Source organism: Sideroxydans lithotrophicus ES-1, assembly GCF_000025705.1.
Lineage (GTDB): Bacteria > Pseudomonadota > Gammaproteobacteria > Burkholderiales > Gallionellaceae > Sideroxyarcus > Sideroxyarcus lithotrophicus.
Genome location: NC_013959.1, coordinates 1084414 through 1107224 on the forward strand (window position 1 = coordinate 1084414; position 22811 = coordinate 1107224).

23 protein-coding genes are annotated in these 22811 nt (G+C 50.1%); 21 read left to right on the plus strand and 2 right to left on the minus strand.

Features of this window, described 5'->3' with window-relative positions; genetic code table 11:
* The first annotated feature begins 11 nt into the window (after positions 1-11).
* From SLIT_RS05515 to SLIT_RS05580, 14 genes are all read left to right on the plus strand, one after another.
* Entirely contained in the window at positions 12-2759 is a 2748-nt protein-coding gene (locus SLIT_RS05515; RefSeq protein WP_150102945.1) for a DEAD/DEAH box helicase, read from the plus strand.
* A gap of 10 nt (positions 2760-2769) precedes the next feature.
* The gene (locus tag SLIT_RS05520) at positions 2770-3804 is read left to right on the plus strand and encodes an SIR2 family protein (protein WP_013029239.1); all 1035 of its coding nucleotides are present in this window, start codon (positions 2770-2772) and stop codon (positions 3802-3804) included.
* 118 nt (positions 3805-3922) lie between these two features.
* The gene (locus SLIT_RS05525) at positions 3923-5782 is read left to right on the plus strand and encodes an FRG domain-containing protein (RefSeq protein WP_013029240.1); all 1860 of its coding nucleotides are present in this window, start codon (positions 3923-3925) and stop codon (positions 5780-5782) included.
* A 46-nt stretch (positions 5783-5828) separates the two neighbouring features.
* Positions 5829-6380, plus strand: coding sequence for an MltR family transcriptional regulator (locus tag SLIT_RS15110; protein ID WP_013029241.1), 552 nt, complete (start codon positions 5829-5831; stop codon positions 6378-6380).
* A 160-nt stretch (positions 6381-6540) separates the two neighbouring features.
* On the plus strand, positions 6541-7842 hold the full coding sequence (locus SLIT_RS05535; RefSeq protein WP_013029242.1) for a hypothetical protein: 1302 nt from the start codon (positions 6541-6543) through the stop codon (positions 7840-7842).
* A gap of 118 nt (positions 7843-7960) precedes the next feature.
* Positions 7961-9079 carry a M48 family metalloprotease gene (locus SLIT_RS05540; protein WP_013029243.1) on the plus strand — a complete coding sequence of 373 codons (1119 nt, stop codon included), beginning with the start codon at positions 7961-7963 and terminating at the stop codon, positions 9077-9079.
* Between the two features lie 548 nt (positions 9080-9627).
* Complete coding sequence (locus SLIT_RS05545; protein WP_013029244.1) at positions 9628-10218, plus strand: dihydrofolate reductase family protein; 591 nt, start codon at positions 9628-9630, stop codon at positions 10216-10218.
* A gap of 251 nt (positions 10219-10469) precedes the next feature.
* Positions 10470-10976, plus strand: coding sequence for a hypothetical protein (locus SLIT_RS05550; RefSeq protein WP_150102946.1), 507 nt, complete (start codon positions 10470-10472; stop codon positions 10974-10976).
* A 63-nt stretch (positions 10977-11039) separates the two neighbouring features.
* Positions 11040-11888 carry a DUF1444 family protein gene (locus SLIT_RS05555; RefSeq protein WP_013029246.1) on the plus strand — a complete coding sequence of 283 codons (849 nt, stop codon included), beginning with the start codon at positions 11040-11042 and terminating at the stop codon, positions 11886-11888.
* A gap of 147 nt (positions 11889-12035) precedes the next feature.
* Positions 12036-12926 (plus strand): tetratricopeptide repeat protein, encoded by an 891-nt coding sequence (locus SLIT_RS05560; RefSeq protein ID WP_013029247.1) that lies wholly within the window; start codon positions 12036-12038, stop codon positions 12924-12926.
* Positions 12927-13035: 109 nt separating this feature from the next.
* A complete protein-coding gene (locus tag SLIT_RS05565; protein ID WP_041420788.1) occupies positions 13036-13353 on the plus strand; it encodes a ribonuclease E inhibitor RraB in 318 nt (105 codons plus the stop codon).
* A gap of 161 nt (positions 13354-13514) precedes the next feature.
* Complete coding sequence (locus tag SLIT_RS05570) at positions 13515-14090, plus strand: DUF4272 domain-containing protein (RefSeq protein ID WP_013029249.1); 576 nt, start codon at positions 13515-13517, stop codon at positions 14088-14090.
* A gap of 2 nt (positions 14091-14092) precedes the next feature.
* Positions 14093-14434 (plus strand): low molecular weight protein tyrosine phosphatase family protein, encoded by a 342-nt coding sequence (locus tag SLIT_RS05575; RefSeq protein WP_013029250.1) that lies wholly within the window; start codon positions 14093-14095, stop codon positions 14432-14434.
* Positions 14435-14488: 54 nt separating this feature from the next.
* Positions 14489-15232 carry a DUF695 domain-containing protein gene (locus tag SLIT_RS05580; protein WP_013029251.1) on the plus strand — a complete coding sequence of 248 codons (744 nt, stop codon included), beginning with the start codon at positions 14489-14491 and terminating at the stop codon, positions 15230-15232.
* Between the two features lie 530 nt (positions 15233-15762).
* Here SLIT_RS05580 and SLIT_RS05585 read toward each other — a convergent pair.
* A complete protein-coding gene (locus tag SLIT_RS05585) occupies positions 15763-16449 on the minus strand; it encodes a Crp/Fnr family transcriptional regulator (protein WP_013029252.1) in 687 nt (228 codons plus the stop codon).
* Positions 16450-16630: 181 nt separating this feature from the next.
* Here SLIT_RS05585 and SLIT_RS05590 point away from each other — a divergent pair, with 181 nt between their 5' ends.
* The 3 genes from SLIT_RS05590 to SLIT_RS05600 are packed head-to-tail and all read left to right on the plus strand — an operon-like array spanning position 16631 to position 18646.
* On the plus strand, positions 16631-17068 hold the full coding sequence (locus SLIT_RS05590) for a hemerythrin domain-containing protein (protein ID WP_013029253.1): 438 nt from the start codon (positions 16631-16633) through the stop codon (positions 17066-17068).
* Between the two features lie 4 nt (positions 17069-17072).
* On the plus strand, positions 17073-17327 hold the full coding sequence (locus SLIT_RS05595) for a DUF2249 domain-containing protein (protein ID WP_013029254.1): 255 nt from the start codon (positions 17073-17075) through the stop codon (positions 17325-17327).
* Positions 17324-18646, plus strand: a complete 1323-nt coding sequence (locus SLIT_RS05600) for a hypothetical protein (RefSeq protein WP_013029255.1) — start codon at positions 17324-17326, stop codon at positions 18644-18646. The genes SLIT_RS05595 and SLIT_RS05600 overlap by 4 nt, the downstream gene beginning before the upstream one ends.
* Here SLIT_RS05600 and SLIT_RS05605 read toward each other — a convergent pair.
* Positions 18621-19733, minus strand: coding sequence for a hypothetical protein (locus SLIT_RS05605; protein ID WP_013029256.1), 1113 nt, complete (start codon positions 19731-19733; stop codon positions 18621-18623). The two genes, SLIT_RS05600 and SLIT_RS05605, sit on opposite strands and share 26 nt — an antisense overlap.
* A 250-nt stretch (positions 19734-19983) precedes the next feature.
* On the opposite strand from SLIT_RS05605, the gene SLIT_RS05610 reads away from it, so the two are divergent.
* The 4 genes from SLIT_RS05610 to SLIT_RS05625 are packed head-to-tail and all read left to right on the plus strand — an operon-like array spanning position 19984 to position 22766.
* On the plus strand, positions 19984-20409 hold the full coding sequence (locus tag SLIT_RS05610; protein WP_013029257.1) for a c-type cytochrome: 426 nt from the start codon (positions 19984-19986) through the stop codon (positions 20407-20409).
* A 44-nt stretch (positions 20410-20453) separates the two neighbouring features.
* The gene (locus SLIT_RS05615) at positions 20454-21830 is read left to right on the plus strand and encodes a cbb3-type cytochrome c oxidase subunit I (protein WP_013029258.1); all 1377 of its coding nucleotides are present in this window, start codon (positions 20454-20456) and stop codon (positions 21828-21830) included.
* Positions 21831-21888: 58 nt separating this feature from the next.
* Positions 21889-22476 (plus strand): cytochrome c oxidase subunit 3 family protein, encoded by a 588-nt coding sequence (locus tag SLIT_RS05620; RefSeq protein WP_013029259.1) that lies wholly within the window; start codon positions 21889-21891, stop codon positions 22474-22476.
* A gap of 8 nt (positions 22477-22484) precedes the next feature.
* A complete protein-coding gene (locus SLIT_RS05625; protein WP_013029260.1) occupies positions 22485-22766 on the plus strand; it encodes a cytochrome C oxidase subunit IV family protein in 282 nt (93 codons plus the stop codon).
* Positions 22767-22811: the final 45 nt, after the last annotated feature.

Below are 22811 nucleotides of genomic sequence, written 5' to 3' on the forward strand. Positions count from 1 at the left end.
AAAGGCGAATCTTGGAGAAAATTAGCAAAGTGAATGGGCCTGGCTTCACTGACGAACTTCGCCAACGTCTTTTAACACAGGGTATTAATTCCATTACAACAGTTCAACGCATGGCAATTGAAGCAGGCGTCGCTGATTGTAAAAGTCTGGTTGTTTGTGCGCCGACATCATCTGGGAAAACTCTTGTAGGTGAAATTGCACTATTGGCTGCAATTGATTCCGGTCGCAAAGTGCTTTATCTGGTATCTCTTAAAGCACTTGCGGATCAAAAATTCGATGATTTTGGGCGACGTTACGGAAATGGTGGCCGAGATCCGCTTGCGCGGATCGCTATAGCTACTGGGGACCGCGATGACGGTGATTCAGAGCCGCAAATTCTTGTGGCTACCTACGAAAAAGCAATTGCTCTTATCCTCTCTGGGGCAATAAATCTTGCTGAAACTGCCATTATTGCTGATGAATTGCAGATTCTAGGTGAGGACAAGCGCGGCCCTGAAATCGAAATACTCTGTGCTTTGCTGCGTCAACGAGGCGTAAAGCAATTCATATCACTAACTGCGACGGTGTCGAATGGTGAGGATATATCAGGTTGGCTTGAATGCGACTTGGTTGAGTCAGGGCACCGCGATGTTGAGCTGGTTCAAGAAATATGGGCAGATGGGAAGATTTTCTCAATCCGGTTTGGTCAGGAAGAGGGGGAAGCCAAGGACCCGGGACATGCTCTTCCAACAAATACCTTAGATGCTGTCGAGCGCCTCCTATTGCAAAAACGAGGCCCGGTTCTTGTGTTTACTGAAACACGAAGGGATGCGTCTGAATTGGCGGCTCAATATGCTAGCCGGTGCACTAAGACAGTGGATGGTTATAATTTCGCGGAACAACTATCCCTTTTCTCAGAGGCGACGGAGTTTTCTGATAGGCTAAAGGATACGGCTGAAGCTAAGGTAGCATTTCATACTGCCGATCTGACTCAGAGTGAACGTGCGGTTGTTGAACAGGGACTGATCGACGGTACCTTCAATGTTTGTTTTGCGACGCCGACGCTTGCTGCAGGTGTGAACTTCCCTTTTCAAACTGTTCTATTCGATCGAATTCATCGCCGATACATTCCTCCTCCTCCACTGCCTATTGGTAACTATCGAAATATGTCAGGTCGTGCAGGTCGTTTGGGGATGCATGAACGAGGTTACTCCGTTCTGATTCCGCGTGACCAAATCGAAGCGAAGCACGCGAATGTCTTAGTTTTGCCCGAAAATGAGCGGCTGACGTCGAAACTCATATCTCTCAGTGTTCGGAAGATTGTACTCACACTTATTGCATCTGGATCTGCCGGAAGCATCGAAGAAATTCGCGAATTCTTGGAGAACACGCTTTATTGGTATCAGATTCGTGATCGCAATCCGGCCAAGCTAGACGAATTAGTGTCGTTGGTTAAGAACTCGATTGAATGGCTAATCACCCATGGGATGGTTACCCAGGACTCTACGCGTCTAATTGCTACCGATTTGGGTTTGGTCACATCGCGAACCGGTCTACTTCCATCCTCTGCTTATGCATTTGCGCAGGCGCTTACAAAGCACGCCAAAGACCTTGAAGCCTCCTTCGAAGATTTTGAGGTAGGTTGGATTCACGCTGTGTGTTCTAGCGATGATTTCAAATCAACTTCAGCACAGCGCTTCTTGCCACCTGTCCGAGGAATGACTGCTAATGCATTGGGCATGTTAAGAGTCTCCAAGCTGCTCGCAGACTTGGATTCATCTCAGGATTCTGCAAGCGTTATTCAGTCTTCATTTGCGCTGTTCCAATTTATGTGCGGGCAACTGGAGCGAAGAATTAGTGCCGATTCCGGGATTTCGTCTGGGTATCTTCATCGACTGGCCGGCGATGTAGCTTGGGTCTTGGATGGTATCCATCATATTGCTGGCGTTCCAAGCGTCGGATGTCCTCAGGCGGTCATGAATAATTTGTCCATTCTTGCTCGACGTATTCGGTATGGAGTGCCACTTGAACTGGTCGACTTAATACGAATTGCGCAGCGCGCTAATGTACCCGGATTCGGAAGGCAGCGCGCGTTGGCTTTGATGAAGGCCGGCTTGTCCACTCCCGAGGCTATTATCAATACTGACCTAAAAAGTCTTGAGAAAATTCTTCTTCATAAGGTACGTGTCGATAGTCTGGTGGATGCGTTACAAAAAGCTGAGGATCGTCCGTATGAGTTTGCGCGCAGACGTCAATCGAAGGCCGCGCGAGAGCTTGGAATAGAGGAGATGGTTGAAGATGCCTATCGTCTGTTTGGAAATGAATATGAAGATGCGATTGAAGCTCTTCTACGCCTTGAGAAGACATGGAAGATCACAAAGCTGGAAGATGGTAAACGGCAGGGAGTCCCAGATTTCATGATTCAGTTAGATAGTAAGTCGGCCGTGCTTGAGTGTAAGACGTGCACAAAAAAACCTCCCGCGATAACCAAGGATGAGGCATTTGCAGTTCTTACAAAGGCTGCAAATATCGAATCAACGACAAGGCGAGTGACCTTGGGTAAGCCTGGATTTGATACTTTTTCAGAAGGGAAAGCTTGTGGGTCTACTGAGATAACGTTGATTCGTCATGCAGACTTTATTGATGCGATGCTGTTGTTGAGGTCTGGCTTAGTAACGGTCGATGAGGTTTATAACTGGCTTGTAGAGCCTGGAGTTGCAGAAATTGAACGGTTAGATGCCAGGAAGTCTACTCTCGCTGTACAACAGATGAAGATGTAGATTGCACAATATGAAAAGAATTCGAGATACCGTTTATGTTGTTGGTGCGGGGTTTTCAAAAGGCTGTGGTTACCCGCTGACACGAGACTTACTTTTTGATGTTTGGGCGCGAATAGATGATACTCATCGCGACAGCTTAAGGAAAATTATTGAGTTTCATCACCCGCATTTTCGGGAAGATAAGCAAGCGAGTTTTCCGAACATAGAGAAGTTGCTCACCGAACTTACCGTTAATATCGATCTATTTAAAAGCTCGCGCCGTTATAAAGGAAATTTCCAGAAAGAAGAGTTGATTGAGGCACGTCAAGCGCTTCTTAGTACGATTGCTTCATGGTTTCACGAGATTTACAAAGATGCGAAATTAACGCCTTGGTTAGATGAATTTGTGCAAATCGTACAAGAAGAAGAGGCGGGAATAATTACTTTCAACTGGGATTTGCTCCTGGATCAAAAAATGTTTGGCCGCGATATTACGCCGGATCAATATGGACTTGGCAAAGAGTTACCAAAGAACGGCCCTTTTATCTTAAAACCTCATGGTTCACTTAACTGGTATACGTCTGATGAAGTGAACTCAGTTATAGAAGAGCGTCGCTTAATCTTGTTCCACGCCCGTAAATCAAACCATCAAGTAGAGGTATTCATTCCTCCAAGGGAAATCAAAACTAAGGTAAATAAGAAATACACCCCACTTATCGTGGCCCCGTCTTACCTCAAAGACTTTAGTAAGCCAGTCTTTCGTCACATTTGGAAGCATTCAACGGAACTGTTGAGCACGGCAAAACGGATAATTTTTCTTGGCTATTCACTACCTGATGATGATTTGCAGGCTCGATACATCCTTCGATGTGGTTTTCATAACCAAATAGAAGGAATTATCCGAAGAAATGGCCGCCTAATTCCAACTGGAAAGTCGAAGGTAGTAGTGGTCAATCCAGATTATGAGGCTGTAAAACGAATTAGGGATATCCTGAACCCAGGAGTCAGGGTAAGCCGCCCAGCTAAGACAGTAGAGCAATGGCTACGGGATACTCACAGATCATAATCGGACAATCTGAGCTTGCATGCCTGAGGTGGTAAAGCTGAGAGACAGTTATTTTATTTTGGCTGGCATCTACAGATTGCTCCGCAACTACAACTAAACATAACTAGTGAACTGAATCATGGATACAAACGAAGTATTCTTCGATGTCTACAACGACATCCGCGTTCCTCTGATATCTATTGACGTCCTAAAGCTTACTGATGGACTCAAGCAGCTAGATATTAGGAAACCCTGGAGTTACGTGGCTTTTCGAATCGACGTGCCTGACAGCAAACATGGAGCATTTCTTGACGCCATAAGAGGTCTTATTCAAAAGATTGTAATTTCCAAAGAACTGGCGAGCCTTTTCGCAACTGATCCGCTCTTGGCGAATACTGCTCCGCCCAAGATTATTGTAGCAGGGCTTGTACCGCAGTCCCGTATTCAACATTTACGTATTATGGGGAATCAACTCATATGGGAGGAGAATAGTCTGCGTCCTTTGGCGTATTCAACATTGATAAACCAATTTCTGAATATCGTGACACTGCACAAGTTATTGATTGAGCAGAAAAGGCAGGCAACCACTCAGGAGCTAGAAGCTCTAGGATTTAGCGGTGATAACGTCGAAACTGTGTCTGAGTATCCCCGCCAGTTACAGACGCATTTGCACTTTGCTGCCGCATCTTTGGGTGCATGGCTCGGTGGAGCTATCAATGTGCAGTACTTTGCTTACTATGCTGCAATTAGGCAGATTACACATGCGCCTCTCAACGATGCATATGCGGCGAGTATTGGATATGATTCAGATATGGCATCAGCCTTGACCAAGAGTGGGATTATTGCTGCTCCGCCATCTCTTGTTTTGCCTTTAATAGAGGCTCAAGGTAGTGCTAAGGTGTTTGGCTCAATCGGCATCGACGAGACCAACACGGCCAATCCCCCAGACGACTCGTTTGATGCTTCAAAAGAAACAGATCATCCTGGATTTCTACCAGGCTTCTTGACGGACAAGCACTATCGAGCCATGTTTATTGCTCGCCGCAGCGGGCAATATGGGTTCTATGGTGCAAAGGACGTATTCCGCGATCACTACAAACAATTCTACAGCGACTTGCAGGACTATCCAAGGGTGCGCTGCAAGCACTACTGTGTACCAATCGTAGATGTATCCAGCGTTCAAGAGTTACAGGATCATGCTTCCAGGATTCCCCTCCATAATCCAGACGGGGTTTTCTTTCGCGGGCAGAGACAGATGTACTTACTTCAGCGTGAAGAGCGAGTTCAAGACATGCTCTTTGGCGGATCGACGAGAGCAGAACCTTCTCTTGTGACATCTGCATCACGTGATGCAAACTATGATTATGACAAATTTCACTTTCAACTCAGGCGCTATCTTGAGCGCCGGATCAACACAGATGGAAAGAAAGGAAGCGAGTCTCTTCGCCATTTTCAGGAGTTACTCGTTGATCCGACATGCCGGTTAGACCGTGCGATTATGGCGCTAGCGCAGCATTACGGTCTCCCCACTCACGGACTTGATGTAACAACGAGTATCGACATTGCAGTCTGGTTCGCACTGAACGTTTTTGAGCGAGACTCCGTAACCGGGATTGCATCCTACAAAAGTATGAAAATAGACGACTGGCCCATGAACAAACCGAAGTGGCCTGTTGTATTTGCATGTCAATGCGTTACTGAGTCAGTTGGACAGTCCCTGCAGGACTGCGCTGAGCTTGAAGAATTCGGAATTACAGCGGCTCGTCCCCATCTACAAGAGGCACGTTTTTTTCAAGGGGGGCATAGTGACCACCAGAATCGTTTGGCCGAGACGGTCGTCTGCGTTTACCGTCTTAAGCCTGGGATATACGAGACTGAAGCTACCTTTGAGTCTCTGTTTCCTTCGCCCGACGAAGATCCGGCGTACAAACTCATGCTTGAATTTGCAACACACGGCGCTCCCGAGCTTCGAAAGCTAGTCAATAGGTTTCATCCTTGAAACCTTAGAGTGACAAATCGCAATAAAATGGGAATCGGAGAATAAAGTGGCTAAGAAAAAGCAGAAAGCATTTTTGGATAGCAATTCTTGGGAGCAGTTTAGAAAGGAGTATACAAATGCTGATGATAGATCCTGTGCGCTTCTTGGTGCAGCGTATTTAGATCATTGTCTCGAAATTTTGCTCCTTCGTGCACTTGTCAAATGCGATGCGACTGACAATTTATTAGGAGAAACGAATCCACTTGGAACATTTAGCGCGAAGATAAAAATCGCTTTTTCACTAAATCTGATCCCTTTGGTGATTTTTCAAGACTTGGAAGTAATTAGAAAGATAAGGAATGCCTTTGCCCACCAGCTGAACGGATTATCATTTTCGTGCGATCCAATTAAGTCCTTGGCAAGAGGATTGAAGTTTCCGGAAGATTACTTAGGCGATGGTCAATGGACCGTCGAGTCGGTGTTGAACGATGATCCGCGCCAAATGTTCATCTTCAGCTGCAGTATTATTAGTTCGCTATTTGAATCCTATTATCTCGAACGCGCGGGCAATATGCAGAAAACACTCATGTCGTTAGAGCCTACTTTTGACAACAATTAAGTATTTGTCTGATATCTGGTGATCTGGCATTCGCTTACGGATGGCAATATCGACATTTACTTGATGGTTTGCTACTGATCAATTGGAGCGCATGTCTAGGTTCAATATTGAGTAGTATTATCGAGTGTTGCATTAACTTCAAGGTTTCTCTATTGTTGCCATGACAATCGCAGACGATCCGACGAGCATGCCTGCTACCCCGCCGCAAGAAGAGATCAAGCTCCCCTTGACTCGCGAGGCACTGTACGCACTTGTCTGGTCCGAGCCGATGCTCAAAGTTGCCGCGAGGTTCGAGGTTTCCTCTAGCTATATGGCGAGAGTTTGTACTCGTATGAGCGTTCCCAGACCTGAGCGCGGATATTGGGCGAGACTGGCAGTCGGTCAGACACCAATGAAAATTCCACTCCCCGAAGCTCAGCCGGGGGACGAAATGGTTTGGTCTCGGGACGGTAACAGCGTTCAGGTTCCAAGGCCGTTGCCGAAACCTCCTGTTGGTATAAAGCGTATACGGCCAATACCTTCTTTGCGTACGAACCAGCATCTACTCATCAATGGCGCAAAAGCACTTTTTGAGTCTGGGCGGCTTTCTTATGAAGGAGGATATCTAAAACCGTCCAAGAAATTGCTGGTAGACCTGGCCGTCACCAAGCCCACGCTCGACAAGGCACTGTCTTTCGCTAATCAATTCTTCTTGGCGCTCGAGGGAAATGGCCATAGAGTCGTACTTGCACCACACGGTGAACGCCTACGTCGAGAGGCAGTCGATGAGCGTGAAAACCCAGGTAAGAGCCACCATTTCAACAACCTTTGGTCGCCAGCACGCGAAACGGTAGTCTATGTTGGGACCGTGGCAATTGGTTTGACAATTATCGAGTTATCGGAGGAAGTGGAGGTTCGCTACGTCAATGGCGACTATGTGCGGGAGAAGGATTATGTCCCGCCAAAACGCAGTAATCATCACACTTGGACGACCAAGAAAGATCTTCCAACTGGCAGATTATGCTTACAAGCCTATTCGCCTTATCCAGTGGCCAGTTGGAAAAAACAATGGAAAGAAACGACAGCGGCCCGCAGTCTTGAAACGCAGATAAGGGGAATTGTGAAGGAACTAGAAGGTGCGGCGGTTGAAATTGCCCAGCTGGTCGAGGAAGGCATGCGCCAAGCAGAAATTGAGCGGCAGCGCTGGAAAGCACAACAGGAGGTGTGGAGACGTAAAGAGGAAGAACGCCGAGCAGCCGAAGCACTCAAGAATAGCAAAGAAGATCTACATCGCATTATTGATCATTGGGCGGAATCAAACCGTATAGAGCAGTTTTTTACGGAGGCGGAGATGCGCGCATCTGATTTGGAGGAAAGCGAAAGACTCAAGCTCCTTGAGCGACTCAGACTAGCTCGCGAGCTCATTGGTAGCGTCGATGCTCTCGATCATTTTCTGGTTTGGAAGTCGCCGGACGAGCGATGACTGACAGGTACCAATGGCTATACTGATTTCTCTAGTCAGATTCTATTCCTCGCCATTAATTGCAAAGCCGATAAAATCAGGGCATGAAATGCAAAGCAAACTTTATATTGGAAGCTAGATGAATCCGTTCTTTAACTTTTTCAAGAATAACTGCAATATTGCTCGTAAAGAGTTAGTAATCGGTTCGCCAACAAGAACAAATGTTATCGAAGTCGAAGCTGTGCTTAAGCATAGCGAGATTTTTGGCAACTTACTACTAAGTCGCGATGGCTTTCATGAAAGTTATGCAGCGTTTGGAGGCCCATGGCAACGAGAACGTGAGGCGGCGGCGTGGAATCTACTTGCTGGCGCCTGCGATGGATTTCAGAAAATGCTCGGTGGGAAAACAACTGAAAGGCATATCAAACCCTGGCGAATATTTGGTTTCGTTTCGGACTCGATAGATGCCAATGGTCTTGCAAGAAAAATATGGCATGACGATCAAAGCTTCTATTTTATTGTAACCGCTGGCGCAATATTGGATCCGTATCTGACGTACATAAAGTTGGCCGCTCTATCAGACTTTCTCCCTGAAGCTCCCGCGGCCGGGAAAGTCCTAGAAGTTCCAACTGGCGTGAATTCTGCCGTAACAATTTCGACGGATAGGCTAGCATTCGCAGGAAGGTTGGCAGTCTATTCGGGCTATGCGATTTTCTTTCATGAACTAGCGCACATTCTTCGCGGTCATGTGTTACTACATTGTTCATCTCAGTTGGGTCGAGGTATTGCGGAACGAATTGAAGCATATGCCGAGAATCCCGACCTAGAACGACGTGCCATGGAAACTGATGCAGACTATTTTGCAGGGCAGTTTATGGCGAAAATGTTTCTAGCTCAAAAGGGCCAAAATCAAATTCTGGGCTCGAAACCAAATGAACGTCTCTTCCGCCTCGCGATCGCAATCTTTGTGGCTTACTATACGTTTGAAGAATTATCGGGCTATCACTCTGGCATTACCCGTATCTACGTTGCTCTACATGGTTTGTTTACTTCCATCAAGGGCTCCACTAAGGACAAAGCTCGAATGATAGATAAGATCATGGTGAGCCTCATTCAATTTATGAGTACTGCGGACTTTACGGTCAAAGACTTTAGCCTGACTGATTTCCAGAATCTGCTTCGAGACACGCAGCCAGTGATTAATGAAATGCAGGCCAAGTTTGTTGGAATGCGTCCGTCGGAGTGGAAAGAAATTTAGATTAATAGTTGCCCGTCAAAGCCGTCGGCTGTGTAGACTTTTGTAGGTTGCAATCTATAACTCACTTACACTTAGCGAAACTTGATGTGGCCACGTCCTTCACACTTTATACACTCAACCCGAATTTGTCCGTTTCCACTGCATTTTCGACATTCAACGGTAAAGGTGATGGTTGGATGGGCGACAGGTGCTTTGTCCGCCCCTTTTCCCGAATGCTGCCGAACCGTCAACTACGCTAAGCAACGACAGCTTTGGCCGAGTTGCCGATCTGGCTGATTTTCGGCCGGAATAGCCCTTCGTGTATGGCAGCTTTAGCGAAGGCAATTTCGCAACTTGAGCTACTGCAATGTGCCAGTAGGAGACATTCGTCCCTCGCCCGTACTATTATGCATATGAGGAGCAATAAAATCGGGTGGCTTCAATGAATCAATTGCTTACCGAAAATATGCATCCACACTAATTTTGATGGTACAGACCGGTGGGTCTGCCTAATAATTGTTAGCGTGCAAGACCTAGACTCGTTCGCAACAAACAGAGGAGCAGAAACCATGAGAAAGATCATCGCAATTACGCAGCTCACTGTCGACGGCGTTATGCAAGCGCCCGGTGACTCCGAGGAGGACCGGCGAAGCGGATTCACGCACGGAGGCTGGGCTATGCCATTCGTGGACGACGACCTCAACATTGTCGAGACGGTCGAAATGTACGACCTGCTCTTGCGGCGCCGGACGTATGTGATATTTGCCGCATACTGGCCGTACCAGGACAACCCGATTGCGGAGGCATTCAACAAGGCCACTAAGTATGTCGTGACCCGCACTCTCGATCAGCTCGACTGGAAGGAATCAAAGCGTATTGACGGTGATGTTATTGATGAGATCCGCCGGTTAAAGGAGTCGGACGGCCCAGATTTGCATATTTGGGGTAGCGGAGAATTGCTCCAGACATTAATCTCAGCCGACCTCATCGACGAGTTTCGCATCGCCGTTTTTCCAGTGGTGCTCGGCGAAGGAAAGCGGTTGTTCGAGAACGGTGTCCCGCCGCGCAATCTCACGCTGGTCGACACACGAAGCACGACTACGGGTGTTCTCGTCAACACGTACCATCCGGCTGGTTTCCTGCCAAAGGAGTCGGGATAGGCCTCCGATCATTGTGGCGCGTCGTGAGGGGCCGCTATCAGTGCGCGGTTTTTTCGATGCTCAAGTGGTCGCTTCCTGGCGGGCAAAATGGCAACATGAATTACCGCTGCGTGCCATCAACAGACCTCCGACTTCGGAAAGTGGACGTCCGCTCTCCGCCGCATTGCTGCCAGTCGTAATTGCGAGGACAATCCGGCAATTGTCGGCCAAGAGTTATTCAGGAATGTCCTCCATTCAGCCATGGAGACTAATTGGATTCACGACGTCATGCACTTTATGAATGTATTTTTTCTTCAACTTCGTTAGGCATCATGCGCAACCTCTCGGCTAAGCGAATTGTCGTGCTCATCTTCTGCGGCGTAATAGCGGCCTGGCTATGGGTCTGGCTGCTCGGCCTGTGGGCGGTATATGACACGCCCTTGCTTAAGCTCGGTCTACTTTCCGGGTTTACTGCCTTGTCTATCGGCGATATTTCAATGGCGCTGTTTGCCTTGTCTACCGCCGGGCTGTTCACAGCGCTTTTGTGCCTGTGGTCACGGCGTAGCTTGCTGCCGTCCGCGGTTGTTTCTGCTCTGGCTTTTTCGTTGGTCTTCCTTGTTCCTGCCCTCTTGGATACCGACGGCATTTCATTCTTGTCTTCCTTCACTGCACTGTGGCTATTTGTTGTGTTCTTTGGCCTGTGTGTGCTCTTAGCGTCCAAACTCCACAATGCAGCCAGGAATGGACGGACGCGTGTATCCTCCAGTTTAGATGTTTAAAATCATTTTTCTCGATTTTCAAAGTGCTGCCAGTGGGTCAGACTAATTACGGTTGAGTATGATATGAAACGCTTCCTTGCATCATTGATCTTCACCCTAGGCTTATCAAGCATTGCTACTGCCGCACCACTGTCTGCGGATCAATTCACTAAGGTTTTTGCAAAGGAGTTGAAAAAGGCTCAGCCAGCGATCAACCTTACTGTTAAGGGCGATCTGTTACTGATTATCAAAGACCCGGACGGAAAAGAGACCACCACATTTCTTAATAACGCCTATTCGCAATATCTTCTTGACCCCACAGCAGTTGATGAAATCCTAAAAAAATACATTACCTCATTTGTTGAAGCTACGGGGAAGTCGGCCCCTCTTGAAAGGACCCGCATCGTTCCAATTATCAAGGATCGGAATTGGATTGCAGAGATTAAAGAGTCCGTGAAGCAACGAGGTAGTAAGCAAGCCCCTGAAAACGTCTATGAGGACTTCAATGAAGAACTTGTGATCCTCTACGCTGAAGACACGCCTACGAACATCACCTATTTCGCACCCAAGTCTCTTGATGAGATCGGAATATCTCGAAAGCAGTTGCGAACACTTTCTGTAGCAAACTTAACCAGACTAATTCCCAAGCCTCAAGTGGATGCCGGCCCTCTTGTATCAATGATCACGGTGGGCGGAAACTACGAGGCAAGCTTATTGCTTTTTGATGACCTATGGACCAATCTATCCAAAGCTAACGGTGAAATTGTTGTGGCTGTTCCTGCTCGTGATCTTCTTATGTTTACCGGGTCTCGCAATCAGCAAGGCTTGACCAAACTACGCGAACTCGCCACAAAATATGCAAAAGAATCTCCCTATCATCTTACCGACAAGCTTTTTGTTTACCGTAACGGGCACTTCGCTAGGTTCGAGTAACTAACGGTGTCCGTTATGAATAGAACAGCAGTTGTTCGCTGGTAAGATGAACACTAGGCAGGATGCGGCCAGCGGGCGATCAATGATGATTTTCATAATGGGCGCTTATTGCAGAGGTAAAGTCCAGATGGCATTTAAGGAAAGAAAGTGAACCTGTTTAACCTAAACAAAAAACGAGCCCAGAAATACCATCAAGAAGCTCAGCATCTAAGCGATGCAGGCAAGGATTCCGAAGCAATTGAGCTGTACCTTAAGGCCATTGAACTCGATCCTGAAAAATCAGAAAGCTTCTATAACCTTGGCTTGATTTACAAGTATCGCAATGAATGGCTGTTGTCATTTGACTATAACAAACGAGCCAACGAACTTGCTCCTGAGGATGAGGCCGCCAGATGGAACCTCGCCATCGCTGCAACAGCGCTAAGACAATGGGACATCGCACGGTTAGCTTGGAAGCAAAATGGGATCGAGATTGAAGGTGACGATGGCCCAATCAATATGAATTTTGGCATTACTCCAGTAAGACTTAATCCTGATGGGGATGGCGAAGTAGTTTGGGGTACTCGAATTGATCCCGCTCGTGTGCGAATTGATAGCATTCCTTACGCCGACTCAGGCTTTAAGTATGGAGATGTCGTGCTGAACGACGGTGCTCCCGTCGGCTATCGAAAGATTGGTGAGAGGGAATATTCGGTATTCAATGTTCTGGAGGTTTTTGAATCGTCAGAGTATGAAACATCGATTGCCTCCGTAGAAATCTTGCAAGAAGAAGACTTGCAGGAGTTGGAGAAAATATTTTCGGCTACTCCGCATAACTTTGAGGACTGGACAACGAATATTAGAAATATATGCAGGCAATGCAGTGAAGGCAGACCTCATGATCACCATGATGCAGAGCTAAAAAATGAATGGAGCGCCCAGAGAACGCTGGGAGTGGCAATATACAAAAACCAACATGTTTATCAGTTGTTTGAAGATTGGCAGAAAAGAACTGGCGCAAAACTACTTTCATTGAAGAGCAGTGATGTCCGTTGTTAAATGAGAAACAGACGTTGAGAAGTTCGATGAACATGGGGCGTAGTGCGGCCCACGGTCATTCAATAATAATTTGGAACTCGTGTTCTCTATGACAAATTCTAGAGTTTCGATGGATTGGCCTGCTGATGCAGATGGGGATGTGTTCCGGCGTCTTGAGTCCAATGGCTTCGATTTCAACAAAGACTACGCTGTTGACTACAACGTAGACTTTGAAACGTGGCCACCTGTTCCGGCAGCGCTTAAGTTGCTGCGTGAGCAATATGGACAAATTGAAATATATGAGCCTGACGAAGACGGAGACGGGTACGTTCTTTTTACAATCCTCGGACGTGTCACATATGAGGGGGTTACATCAATTCAACGGAATACCAGCGCCATCATGCAACCTTATGGTGGTATTTGCGAAACATGGGGAGTCCTGCACTAATGAGACCAACCCGTATTAAATAGTGGGGAACGAACGACTGTTTGCAGGTGATACGGACCTTCGCTAGAAGCGATGGCTGAAGGACGCAAAGCCAGTAACGCTCATTCGCCGAAAACCTCCAATTTGTGAGCATTAGTTGATTTTCTAGGGAAACAGCGAAATTGATTACGTCAGAATTGGACAATTGTCCGCCAGATGAAGTAAGGGAAGCATCCGAAATAGCTCGTCGTGCTTTGGCATTGTTTGGCGTAGTCGGATTAGGGTTAGGTGCCCCACACAGCGAAATATATTCGTGGCTAAGAGAAGAAAATCTGTGGGACGAACTATCCCCATCAGAGCTGGCTTACGTATCAGCTAAGGAACCGACTAGAAAGCAATCTATAGATGCGACGTGGAAGAGTGAAGCACTGGCCGTTCTACTTTGGTCACTGGAAAAGACGGAATATTTGCCTGCGATAACTGAGCAATGCGATACGTCTATCTTCCAAGAGTTGCTGCCGCCATACGCAAATATATCGCCGTCCGAGTTTATAGCGTCTGCAAAGCGCCGCCCCGATGACGTATTGATTGGAATGGCCGACGAACTCATGGATTATCACTGGCAAGTACGTGATGCACAAATCCACTCCAAACCTACTGACCTTGATATTGAAATCATTCAAGAAAGGCATCATGCGATCAACTGGGTCATTGGATATGATGGCGCTCCATGGGATGACGTTACTACCGACACATAACTATGAAACACTTTCTCTTCATATGTAGCCAGAACAGATTGCGGAGCCCTACGGCTGAGCAGGTTTTCTCTGATACTCCGGGAATCGAATGCTCGTCTGCAGGACTCAATAATGATGCGGAAAATCCAGTTACAGGCGAACTTATAGAATGGGCTGACTTGATCTTTGTAATGGAAAAGGCGCATCGCAACAAGTTATCATCAAAATTCAAGAACCATCTGGGACGCAAACGCGTCATTTGCCTGGATATTCCCGACGAATATGAGTTCATGGATCCGATGCTCGTCCGTTTGCTTAAGGCAAAAATCACGCGTTTCCTCCCTGTGAATCATGCTCAAGGTTAAGTGTACTAAGTGCGGTGGCATAGTTCACTCTCAAATAATAGATAGGTAGCATTCATGACAGATGATTGGGATTTTTACTTTTTGAACGTCGACAACAAACCCGCTTCGATGTTTGTTGATTTGGGTGCGCATAGGTTGGCGCCTTATTCAGACTTATCGCACATGGCCTACATACGGTTAGAAATGAAGTCGCCACGAGATGACGGCTTGTCTAGCCAAGAAGAGTATGACTCGCTATTGTCTATTGAAAAGGCAATTGAAGCTCACCTAGTCGATGATGAGGCTGACTACCTTGGTCGCTGTACTACTAATTCATGCCGGGACTTCTTCTTCTATATTGCGCAGCCGCAAAATTGGGCCGAAAGAGTCGCTAATTGCATGCGAGCATTCCCGACCTACCGGTACGAGGTAGGAAACAGAGAAGACGCCGGTTGGTCAACTTACTTCTCATACCTTTACCCAAGCCCTTCTAATCGTCAAACTATCGAGAATCGTCGCGTTTGTGAAGCACTAGAACGTAACGGCGACAAATTGCGCCAGTCTCGAGAGATTGACCACTGGTCGAGCTTCTCAGAAGCCGCCGGCAGACACGCCTTTGTCGTCGAAGCAATGCAACTTGGATTTGCGGTACGTTCACTTTCAGAGCTGGATAAAGGAAATACCCGATATGTCGCCCAACTGTGGAGGACAGATATTCCGGCGCTTAATACCATTGATGACGTGACTCTTCCACTCTTTAACCTCGCATACAAACATGGGGGCGAATACGATGGTTGGGAATCAATCGTTGTCACCTAAGAAGTCAGCCACACAAATCTGAGGAAGCAGGAACTTGCAGAACTGTGGGATGAGGTAAAGAACGAACAGAATCATTCGCATAAACTGTCCGCTTTAGGGAAGTCGCTATGTCCGTTACGGTAAAGTAATTCAAGCTCACATATTCCCAGCAGATTGAAGGTCTGCTGCCCGCAGCAACGGTCGCTCAGAGGTTACACCTTGTAGGTCGGCAGTGGGTCGAATGCCGGATGTCGCGTGAGACCGCTATCTGGAGCGCTGATTTTTTCGATGCTCCAGTGACTGCTTCCAGGCGGGCAAAATGGGAACATGAAATACCGCATCGTGCCAAGAACGGAACTTCAGCGATGCGCGACGACCTTCCACTTTTCGGCATAGCGGACTACGGCAATCTACCGAGATACATGTTGGTTCGAGCAGTATGGATGTCCGCTCCCGATTTCCCAAAGCTAGCTTTACAGTAGAATTACCACATAGTCTCAGATAGGTTAGTAATAGTTTTTCGAACTAAGACTCTATTTGTCTAAATCAAATCACTCGTCGTAACTGCGCAATCTGGCAACATCCCGGATACATACATCCTTGCCCTCAACCGCAATCAATCCGGCATCGGACAGATTACGCAGGATGCGTGAAAAAGTTTCCGGCGTGATGTTCAGATTGGAAGCGATCACGTTCTTGTTGGCCGACAGACTGACATGGACATCCAACCCTTCTTTTGTCCCATCCAACTCCTGCAGCAACAGATCGATCACACGCTGCGCCGGTGAGCGTAGCGAGATCGACTCAACGGTCTGGATCAGACGGTGCAAGCGAATGGAAAGTCCCGCCAGCATCTTGCGGCAAAAGTTCGGGTCGCTGTCGATACCGCCGACGATCACCTGCTTGCCGATATGCAGAACCATGCTGTCAGTCAGCGCCTGGGCATACACCGGGTACGGTTTGTCCATGAACATCACCGCCTCGCCGAAACTCTGGCCCGGACCGATCAGTTCCACCACTTTTTCGATGCCCTGCGGAGAAGTCAAAGCCAGCTTGACCCTGCCATGCATCACCACATAAAAACCGGTGCACGGATCGCCGCGCTGGAACAACACCTCGCCGCGCGCCAGACCAAGTTCGCGCGCTCCCCGGGCAATGCGTTCGATCTCATCGGGAGACATCTCACAGAACAGGGGCAGGTGTGCCAGAAAAGCGGGGATTTTCACTGGATTGGTCAAGACAGTTCCTCAGAGCCAGGGAACCCGATTATAAGGGCATGTGCGCCACAAATCGCCGCCCCTCGGGAAGATCGGATGAAATAGATCCGCGCCCTTGATTCCGGTCAAGGCAATCCGCACCGCCCGCCCGCAGAATTCGTGCAGCCCAATCGGGCATACCATTCTGCGGGAGTTTCATTCAATGACGACGATCAGCGATTATCTTGGCACCGACCACAAGCATTGCGACGGACTATTCGCGGCAGCGGAAGAAGCCGTGGCCAAAGACAACTGGGATGACGCGGCAACTGGTTTTCGCAGTTTCTACAATGCACTGCTGCACCACTTTTCCATGGAAGAAGAGGTCATGTTTCCGGCCTTCGAATCCCGCACCGGCATGAGACAAGGACCGACCGCAGTGATGCGTTCCGAACACAGCCAAATGTCAGGCCTGCTCAACCGCCTGCACGACGCCGTAACGCGCAAAGACGTGAACGCCTATCTGGGCGATGCCGACACGCTGCTCATCCTCATGCAGCAGCACAACGTAAAAGAAGAGCAGATGTTGTACCGGATGGCCGATCAGGCTTTGGTGAGCGAGCTGGACGAGGTGGTCGCGCGCATGCGCGCTGTGGCCTGATGCAATGACGGAGCGCATCATCGACGCCCGTTGGCTGGCGCCGCCCGAACCGATGGAACTCACGCTTGCCGCGCTGGAAGTGCTCGAGCCGGGCGGGCGTTTGCGCCTGCTGATCCACCGTGAACCGCATATGCTGTTCTCTATCCTGGAAGAATGGGGCTATGCCTACCTGACCCACGCCAATGACGACGGCAGTTACGACATACTGATCTGGCACCAGGGACATCCCGCCCCCGGCAGCGACCAGACTCTGCCATGAACCAGACCTCCAGCCTGTCGCTCGACCAGGCACCGCCCTTCAGCGTGCCGTTGCGTTTTTTTGTCACCGCCCCGCTGTTTGCACTGGCTGCGGCCTTGCTGATGCTTTGGCAGGGGCCGGATAAGTTCGGTAGCCGCTGGGATCCGGTCATGCTGGGCTGCACGCATATGCTGACGCTGGGTTACATGGGCCTGATCATGCAGGGGGCGATCCTGCAGATGCTGCCGGTGGTGGCGGGTACGCCGGTGCGGCGGCCTGTGCTGTTCGCCGCCATCACACATACGCTGGGCGTCGCCGGTATCATCCTGCTCAGCTGCGGGCTGGCCTTCACCATACCGCTGCTGCTGCAGGTCGCGCTGCCTGCACTGGGAGCGGAATTACTTCTGTTCGCCGTGCTGGTCGTCATCACATTGCGTCGCGCGCTGCCGCAGAACATGACTGCCCGCGCGATGCGACTGGCAGCACTGATGCTCGTAGCTACAGTACTTCTGGGCCTGGTCCTGCTAAGCAACCATGCATTCGGCTGGTGGCTGCAGGCGCGTGAAACGCTGGCCGATCTTCATCTGACCTGGGGCTTGCTGGGCTGGGTCGGGATACTGGTGGTAGGAGTCGCATATCAAGTCGTGCCGATGTTCCAGCTCACACCGGCCTATCCTGCCAAACTCACGCACCGGCTCGCGGCACTGCTGTTTCTGCTGCTGCTTTTGCTTGCCCCCGCAATCCATGCTCCCAAGCTGCAGCTGGTGCTGGAAATCTTGCTGGCTGCGGGCTATGCCGTCTTTGCTCTGACCACCTTGTGGTTGCAGCTAAAACGCCGCCGCAAACTGCCCGACGTGTCCCTTGATTTCTGGCGCGGAGGGATGATCAGCGTGCTGTTGGCGATTGTGCTCTGGCTTGCGGCGCAATTCGTTCCGGCGATTGGGGACATGCCAAGTTACGGCATATTGCTGGGTGTGCTGATGATCGTCGGGTTCGCGATATCCGTCATCAACGGCATGCTGTATAAGATCGTGCCGTTTCTGGTGTGGTTCCACCTGCAAAGCAGTCGCGGCCCGACCAGCAGCCACGCGGTACCCAACGTCAGGGAGATTCTGCCCGAGGTGCGCACGCGCTGGCAGATGCGGCTGCATTTCGTCGCATTGTGCACGCTCCTCGCCGCGGTCGTATTCCCGGCGATATTCTTCTATCCGGCCGCCCTGCTCTTCGGTGCTTCCAACCTTTGGTTATGGCTTAACATCGTTGCTGCGAGCCGCACCTATCGCAGGGTACATGCACTGCTCACTGCCAACGCAGTCAGCGCGGCAGCCGCAACAAGCTGACGACCGCCAGCGCAAAAGAAAGCAGTGCAGCCAACGCAAGCCAACTTGCCCATTTGAAGCCCGCCAGCGCCAGCAGTCCGGCGCCAAGAAACAACGCAGCACGCGTACCGGATGCGAAAGTCAGGCGCAGACGCGCCCGCGTATGCCATTCGGTCTGTTGTCCCGGTCTGAGCCACAGTGGAAGCAACTGCCCTGCAGCGCCGCTCACCAACGGAAACAGGAAGGAAAAAACAAACAGGTGCGCCAAGCCGGTGGAATCCAGCCAACCCAAGGCATGTCCTCCGCCGGCAACAAGTGCGATAAAGAACCCCGCCAAGGCTGCAGCCACTAACGGCACCGCACCATGCCACCGAAATATCTCCGCGCGATAGCCTGCAAACCAGGCGCGCATCAAACGCCCCAACGGGATCATCCATAACAATAGGCCGAGCCATGACAGCAACGACAGCCACGCGGCACCGCCCGCAATCAACACCGAGCCGAAAAATGCAAAGTGCAGATCTGCGCGCAGCCTGTTGGATACCTGCGGATCGGGATGACCGACCGCGGTGGGGAGCAAGACTTGCAGAGTACCAATAGCCGTCAACCCGACAAAACCGAACAGATTGAGATGCAGATGAAAACGCTTGAGCGCAAGAAACTGCTGCGGCCATACGGACATCGCAAGCACTGCCAGAAGGCTCGCCGCCAAGCAAACCAACGCCGCGACATACCAGCGCAATCCGGGATGCGCTCCGCCCAGCGCTTCCCCGGCGCGCATCAGTTGCCAAACAGCCAAACCACCGGCAGCAACCAGTGCGAGAAACGCGGCAACACTGCGCACGACATCCAGCAACGCAAACATAAAGAAGGCCACGATCAGAACACCGCCGAGCCAGGCCAAGCCAGCGTATCCCTCGACAGATCGCGGCGCGGCGCGCGTGCGGGTGAGCACCGGGATGAAATGCGTCATCGCCCCCATGATCAGCGGCATCACACCAAGCGCAAACGCCAGGTGGACATGCGCTGCGCGGTGCCAATCACCGGTGGACGGCAACAGCCATGCACCCAGCATGCCCACAATAGCCACTACTACCAGCAATACCATAACAAAGAAATCCCCCTGCCTGTGCTCGTCACGATCTTAGCTCAGCGGGAACTTACCGCAGCGAAAAATATCGCTCATTGATTCTCTTGATTGTAATCAAGGAGAGTTAAACCCGGCTTGCGTTACTGTGAGTTCGCCAAGATTTATGAACCCACCTGTTCGTTTTCCTTGCTGACGACTGTCAGGAAGAAGCTGATAGTCAAGTTCGGGGCAACGACCAATTGGAAGCCACTTATTCTGGAGGTAAGTTATGAGCGAAACGTTTACCAAGGGGATGGCGCGGAATATTTTCTACGGGGGAGCAGTATTTTTCTTCCTGTTATTTCTCGCCTTGACCTTCGACACCGTGCAGGGCCTGCCAAAACGGGATCACCGTGAAAACATCACCGATTCAGTTGTACGCGGCAAGCATATCTGGGAGACACGCAACTGTGTCGGATGCCACACCATTCTGGGCGAGGGTGCGTATTTTGCCCCCGAGCTTGGCAACGTTTACAAGCGTCGCGGTGGTGATTTCATCAAAGCATGGATCAAGTCGCAACCTACCGGTGTACCGGGGCGCCGCCAGATGCCGCAATTCAACCTGACCGATCAGCAACTCGACGACGTAGTCGAGTTCCTGAAATGGACGTCTGAGATCAACACCAACAATTGGCCCCCGAACATCGAAGGCTGATCAAGTAGATATCCCGACACAAAACGGTTTTGGAGGAACTCAAGATGCAATTTAAATCTCAATCAGTGGCAAAGCCCTATTTCATTGCCGCCATTGCCCTGTTCGTCGGACAGATACTGTTCGGCCTGATCATGGGCTACCAGTATGTAGTGGGCGACTTCTTGTTCCCGCTCATCCCTTTCAACGTGGCCCGCATGGTCCACACCAACCTGCTGATCGTGTGGATCCTGTTCGGATTCATGGGGGCGGCCTACTACCTGATTCCGGAGGAATCGGAGACAGAACTGTTCAGCCCCAAGTTGGCCATTGTCATGTTCTGGGTCTTCCTGACTGCCGGCGTGTTGACCATCGTTGGCTATCTGGCGGTGCCTTACGCAACTTTGGCCCAAATGACGGGTAACGATATTTTGGCGACCATGGGGCGGGAATTCCTCGAACAGCCGCTGCCAACGAAGATCGGCATCGTGATCGTGGCGTTGGCATTCCTGTTCAACATCAGCATGACCGTACTGAAAGGGCGCAAAACCTCGATCAGCCTGGTGATGTTGCTGGGGCTGTGGGGCCTTGCGATCTTCTTCTTGTTCTCTTTCTACAATCCATCCAACCTGGTGCTGGACAAGTACTTCTGGTGGTGGACTGTGCATCTGTGGGTGGAAGGCGTGTGGGAACTGATCCTTGGCGCCATGTTAGCCTTCGTGCTGATCAAGATCACCGGCGTGGATCGGGAAGTGATTGAAAAGTGGCTCTACATCATCATCGCCATGACCCTGATCACCGGCATCATCGGCACCGGTCACCACTACTTCTGGATCGGCGCACCGGAATACTGGCAGTGGTTCGGTTCCGTGTTCTCCGCTCTGGAACCAATCCCGTTCTTCATGATGACCGTGTTCGCCTTCAACATGGTGAACCGTCGCCGCCGCGAACATCCCAACAAGGCTGCCACGCTGTGGGCACTGGGCACGGGAGTGATGGCCTTCCTCGGCGCTGGCGTATGGGGCTTCCTGCATACACTGGCACCGGTTAACTTCTATACCCACGGCACGCAGATCACCGCCGCACACGGTCACATGGCGTTTTACGGTGCGTACGTGATGGTGAACCTGACCATGATTTCCTACGCAATGCCACTGTTGCGCGGACGCAGCTCCAATCCAGATTCGGCACAAACCATGGAGATGTGGTCGTTCTGGCTGATGACGGTATCCATCGTCTTCATCACGCTGTTCCTGACCGTCGCCGGCGTGCTACAAATCTGGCTGCAACGGATGGGAACCAGTCCGTTGGGTTTCATGGATACACAGGACCAGGTTCGCCTGTTCTACTGGATGCGTGAGTTTACCGGCTTTATTTTCCTTCTTGGCCTGGTGCTCTATATCTGGAGCTTCTTCAAAAAAGGTACGGTAAAAACTGTTGCGTAGCACCGTTGTGCATCGGGGGGCGTTCGCGCCCCTCGTTTCTCATTTGTAAGAATTCACTGTGACCAACAACGTACCCACTGCATATCAGATCCATGACACGCCGCCCGGCGATCTGGCGATCTGGTTTTTTATTTTTGCCGAATTGCTGGCCTTCGGCATTTTCTTTGTCGCATACGCGTTCGCGCGGGCACACAATGTGGAACTGTTCAACGAATCCCAGCAACACCTCAGTATTTCATCGGGCGCCGTCAACACCCTGGTGCTGATCACCAGCAGCTACTTCATGGTTCGCGCAGTCGCGGCCATCAAACGGGATGTATCACGCGAATGCGCGGGATGGATCGCCGCCGCCATCATGTTTGGCGGAATATTTCTGGTCATCAAGCTGTTTGAATTCCATGCCAAGTTCTCCGCAGGAATAACACTCAGCACCAACACGTTTTATATGTTCTATCTGTCGCTAACGATCTTCCACTTTATGCACGTGATCCTCGGCATGGTGATTCTCGCCGCAGTGATGTTGAAAGCGATGGCGGGAGGCTATACCGCAGAAAGTCATGCCGACGTGGAAACCGGTGCCTCGTATTGGCATATGGTCGATCTGTTGTGGATCATCCTGTTCCCGTTGGTTTACGTGATTCGCTAAGAAAACCCATGGATGCCGCATATAAACCCCATTTCATCCTCTCCTGCACTTATGTCTGGCTGGCCTTGATGGCACTGACCGGAACAACCTATTTCATCGGCGAGGCAAACCTTGGCGGTATTGCCGTCATGTTGACCGTAATCGCCACCGCTGCGGTCAAGGTACAAATGGTGGCCAACTATTTCATGGGTCTGCGCCGAACCCGCTGGCTCTGGCGCGGAATCGTATTGGGATGGCTGATATTGGTGACGGGGCTCATTACCATCGCTTACTTATCTCCCGTCAAGTAAAAAGCCGCGCGCTTGAACTAAACTGGATCAAATCCATAATCAAGG

Excerpts from the sequence above, each read along its gene's own strand:
- SLIT_RS05540 (WP_013029243.1), top strand. The coding sequence starts at position 7,961 with ATGAATCCGTTCTTTAACTTTTTCAAGAATAACTGCAATATTGCTCGT.
- SLIT_RS05535 (WP_013029242.1), top strand. The coding sequence starts at position 6,541 with ATGACAATCGCAGACGATCCGACGAGCATGCCTGCTACCCCGCCGCAA.
- SLIT_RS05545 (WP_013029244.1), top strand. The coding sequence starts at position 9,628 with ATGAGAAAGATCATCGCAATTACGCAGCTCACTGTCGACGGCGTTATG.
- SLIT_RS05520 (WP_013029239.1), top strand. The coding sequence starts at position 2,770 with ATGAAAAGAATTCGAGATACCGTTTATGTTGTTGGTGCGGGGTTTTCA.
- SLIT_RS05580 (WP_013029251.1), top strand. The coding sequence starts at position 14,489 with ATGACAGATGATTGGGATTTTTACTTTTTGAACGTCGACAACAAACCC.
- SLIT_RS05600 (WP_013029255.1), top strand. The coding sequence starts at position 17,324 with ATGAACCAGACCTCCAGCCTGTCGCTCGACCAGGCACCGCCCTTCAGC.
- SLIT_RS05615 (WP_013029258.1), top strand. The coding sequence starts at position 20,454 with ATGCAATTTAAATCTCAATCAGTGGCAAAGCCCTATTTCATTGCCGCC.
- SLIT_RS05625 (WP_013029260.1), top strand. The coding sequence starts at position 22,485 with ATGGATGCCGCATATAAACCCCATTTCATCCTCTCCTGCACTTATGTC.
- SLIT_RS05605 (WP_013029256.1), bottom strand. The coding sequence starts at position 19,733 with ATGGTATTGCTGGTAGTAGTGGCTATTGTGGGCATGCTGGGTGCATGG.
- SLIT_RS05525 (WP_013029240.1), top strand. The coding sequence starts at position 3,923 with ATGGATACAAACGAAGTATTCTTCGATGTCTACAACGACATCCGCGTT.
- SLIT_RS05575 (WP_013029250.1), top strand. The coding sequence starts at position 14,093 with ATGAAACACTTTCTCTTCATATGTAGCCAGAACAGATTGCGGAGCCCT.
- SLIT_RS05555 (WP_013029246.1), top strand. The coding sequence starts at position 11,040 with ATGAAACGCTTCCTTGCATCATTGATCTTCACCCTAGGCTTATCAAGC.
- SLIT_RS05595 (WP_013029254.1), top strand. The coding sequence starts at position 17,073 with ATGACGGAGCGCATCATCGACGCCCGTTGGCTGGCGCCGCCCGAACCG.
- SLIT_RS05565 (WP_041420788.1), top strand. The coding sequence starts at position 13,036 with ATGGATTGGCCTGCTGATGCAGATGGGGATGTGTTCCGGCGTCTTGAG.
- SLIT_RS05610 (WP_013029257.1), top strand. The coding sequence starts at position 19,984 with ATGAGCGAAACGTTTACCAAGGGGATGGCGCGGAATATTTTCTACGGG.
- SLIT_RS05590 (WP_013029253.1), top strand. The coding sequence starts at position 16,631 with ATGACGACGATCAGCGATTATCTTGGCACCGACCACAAGCATTGCGAC.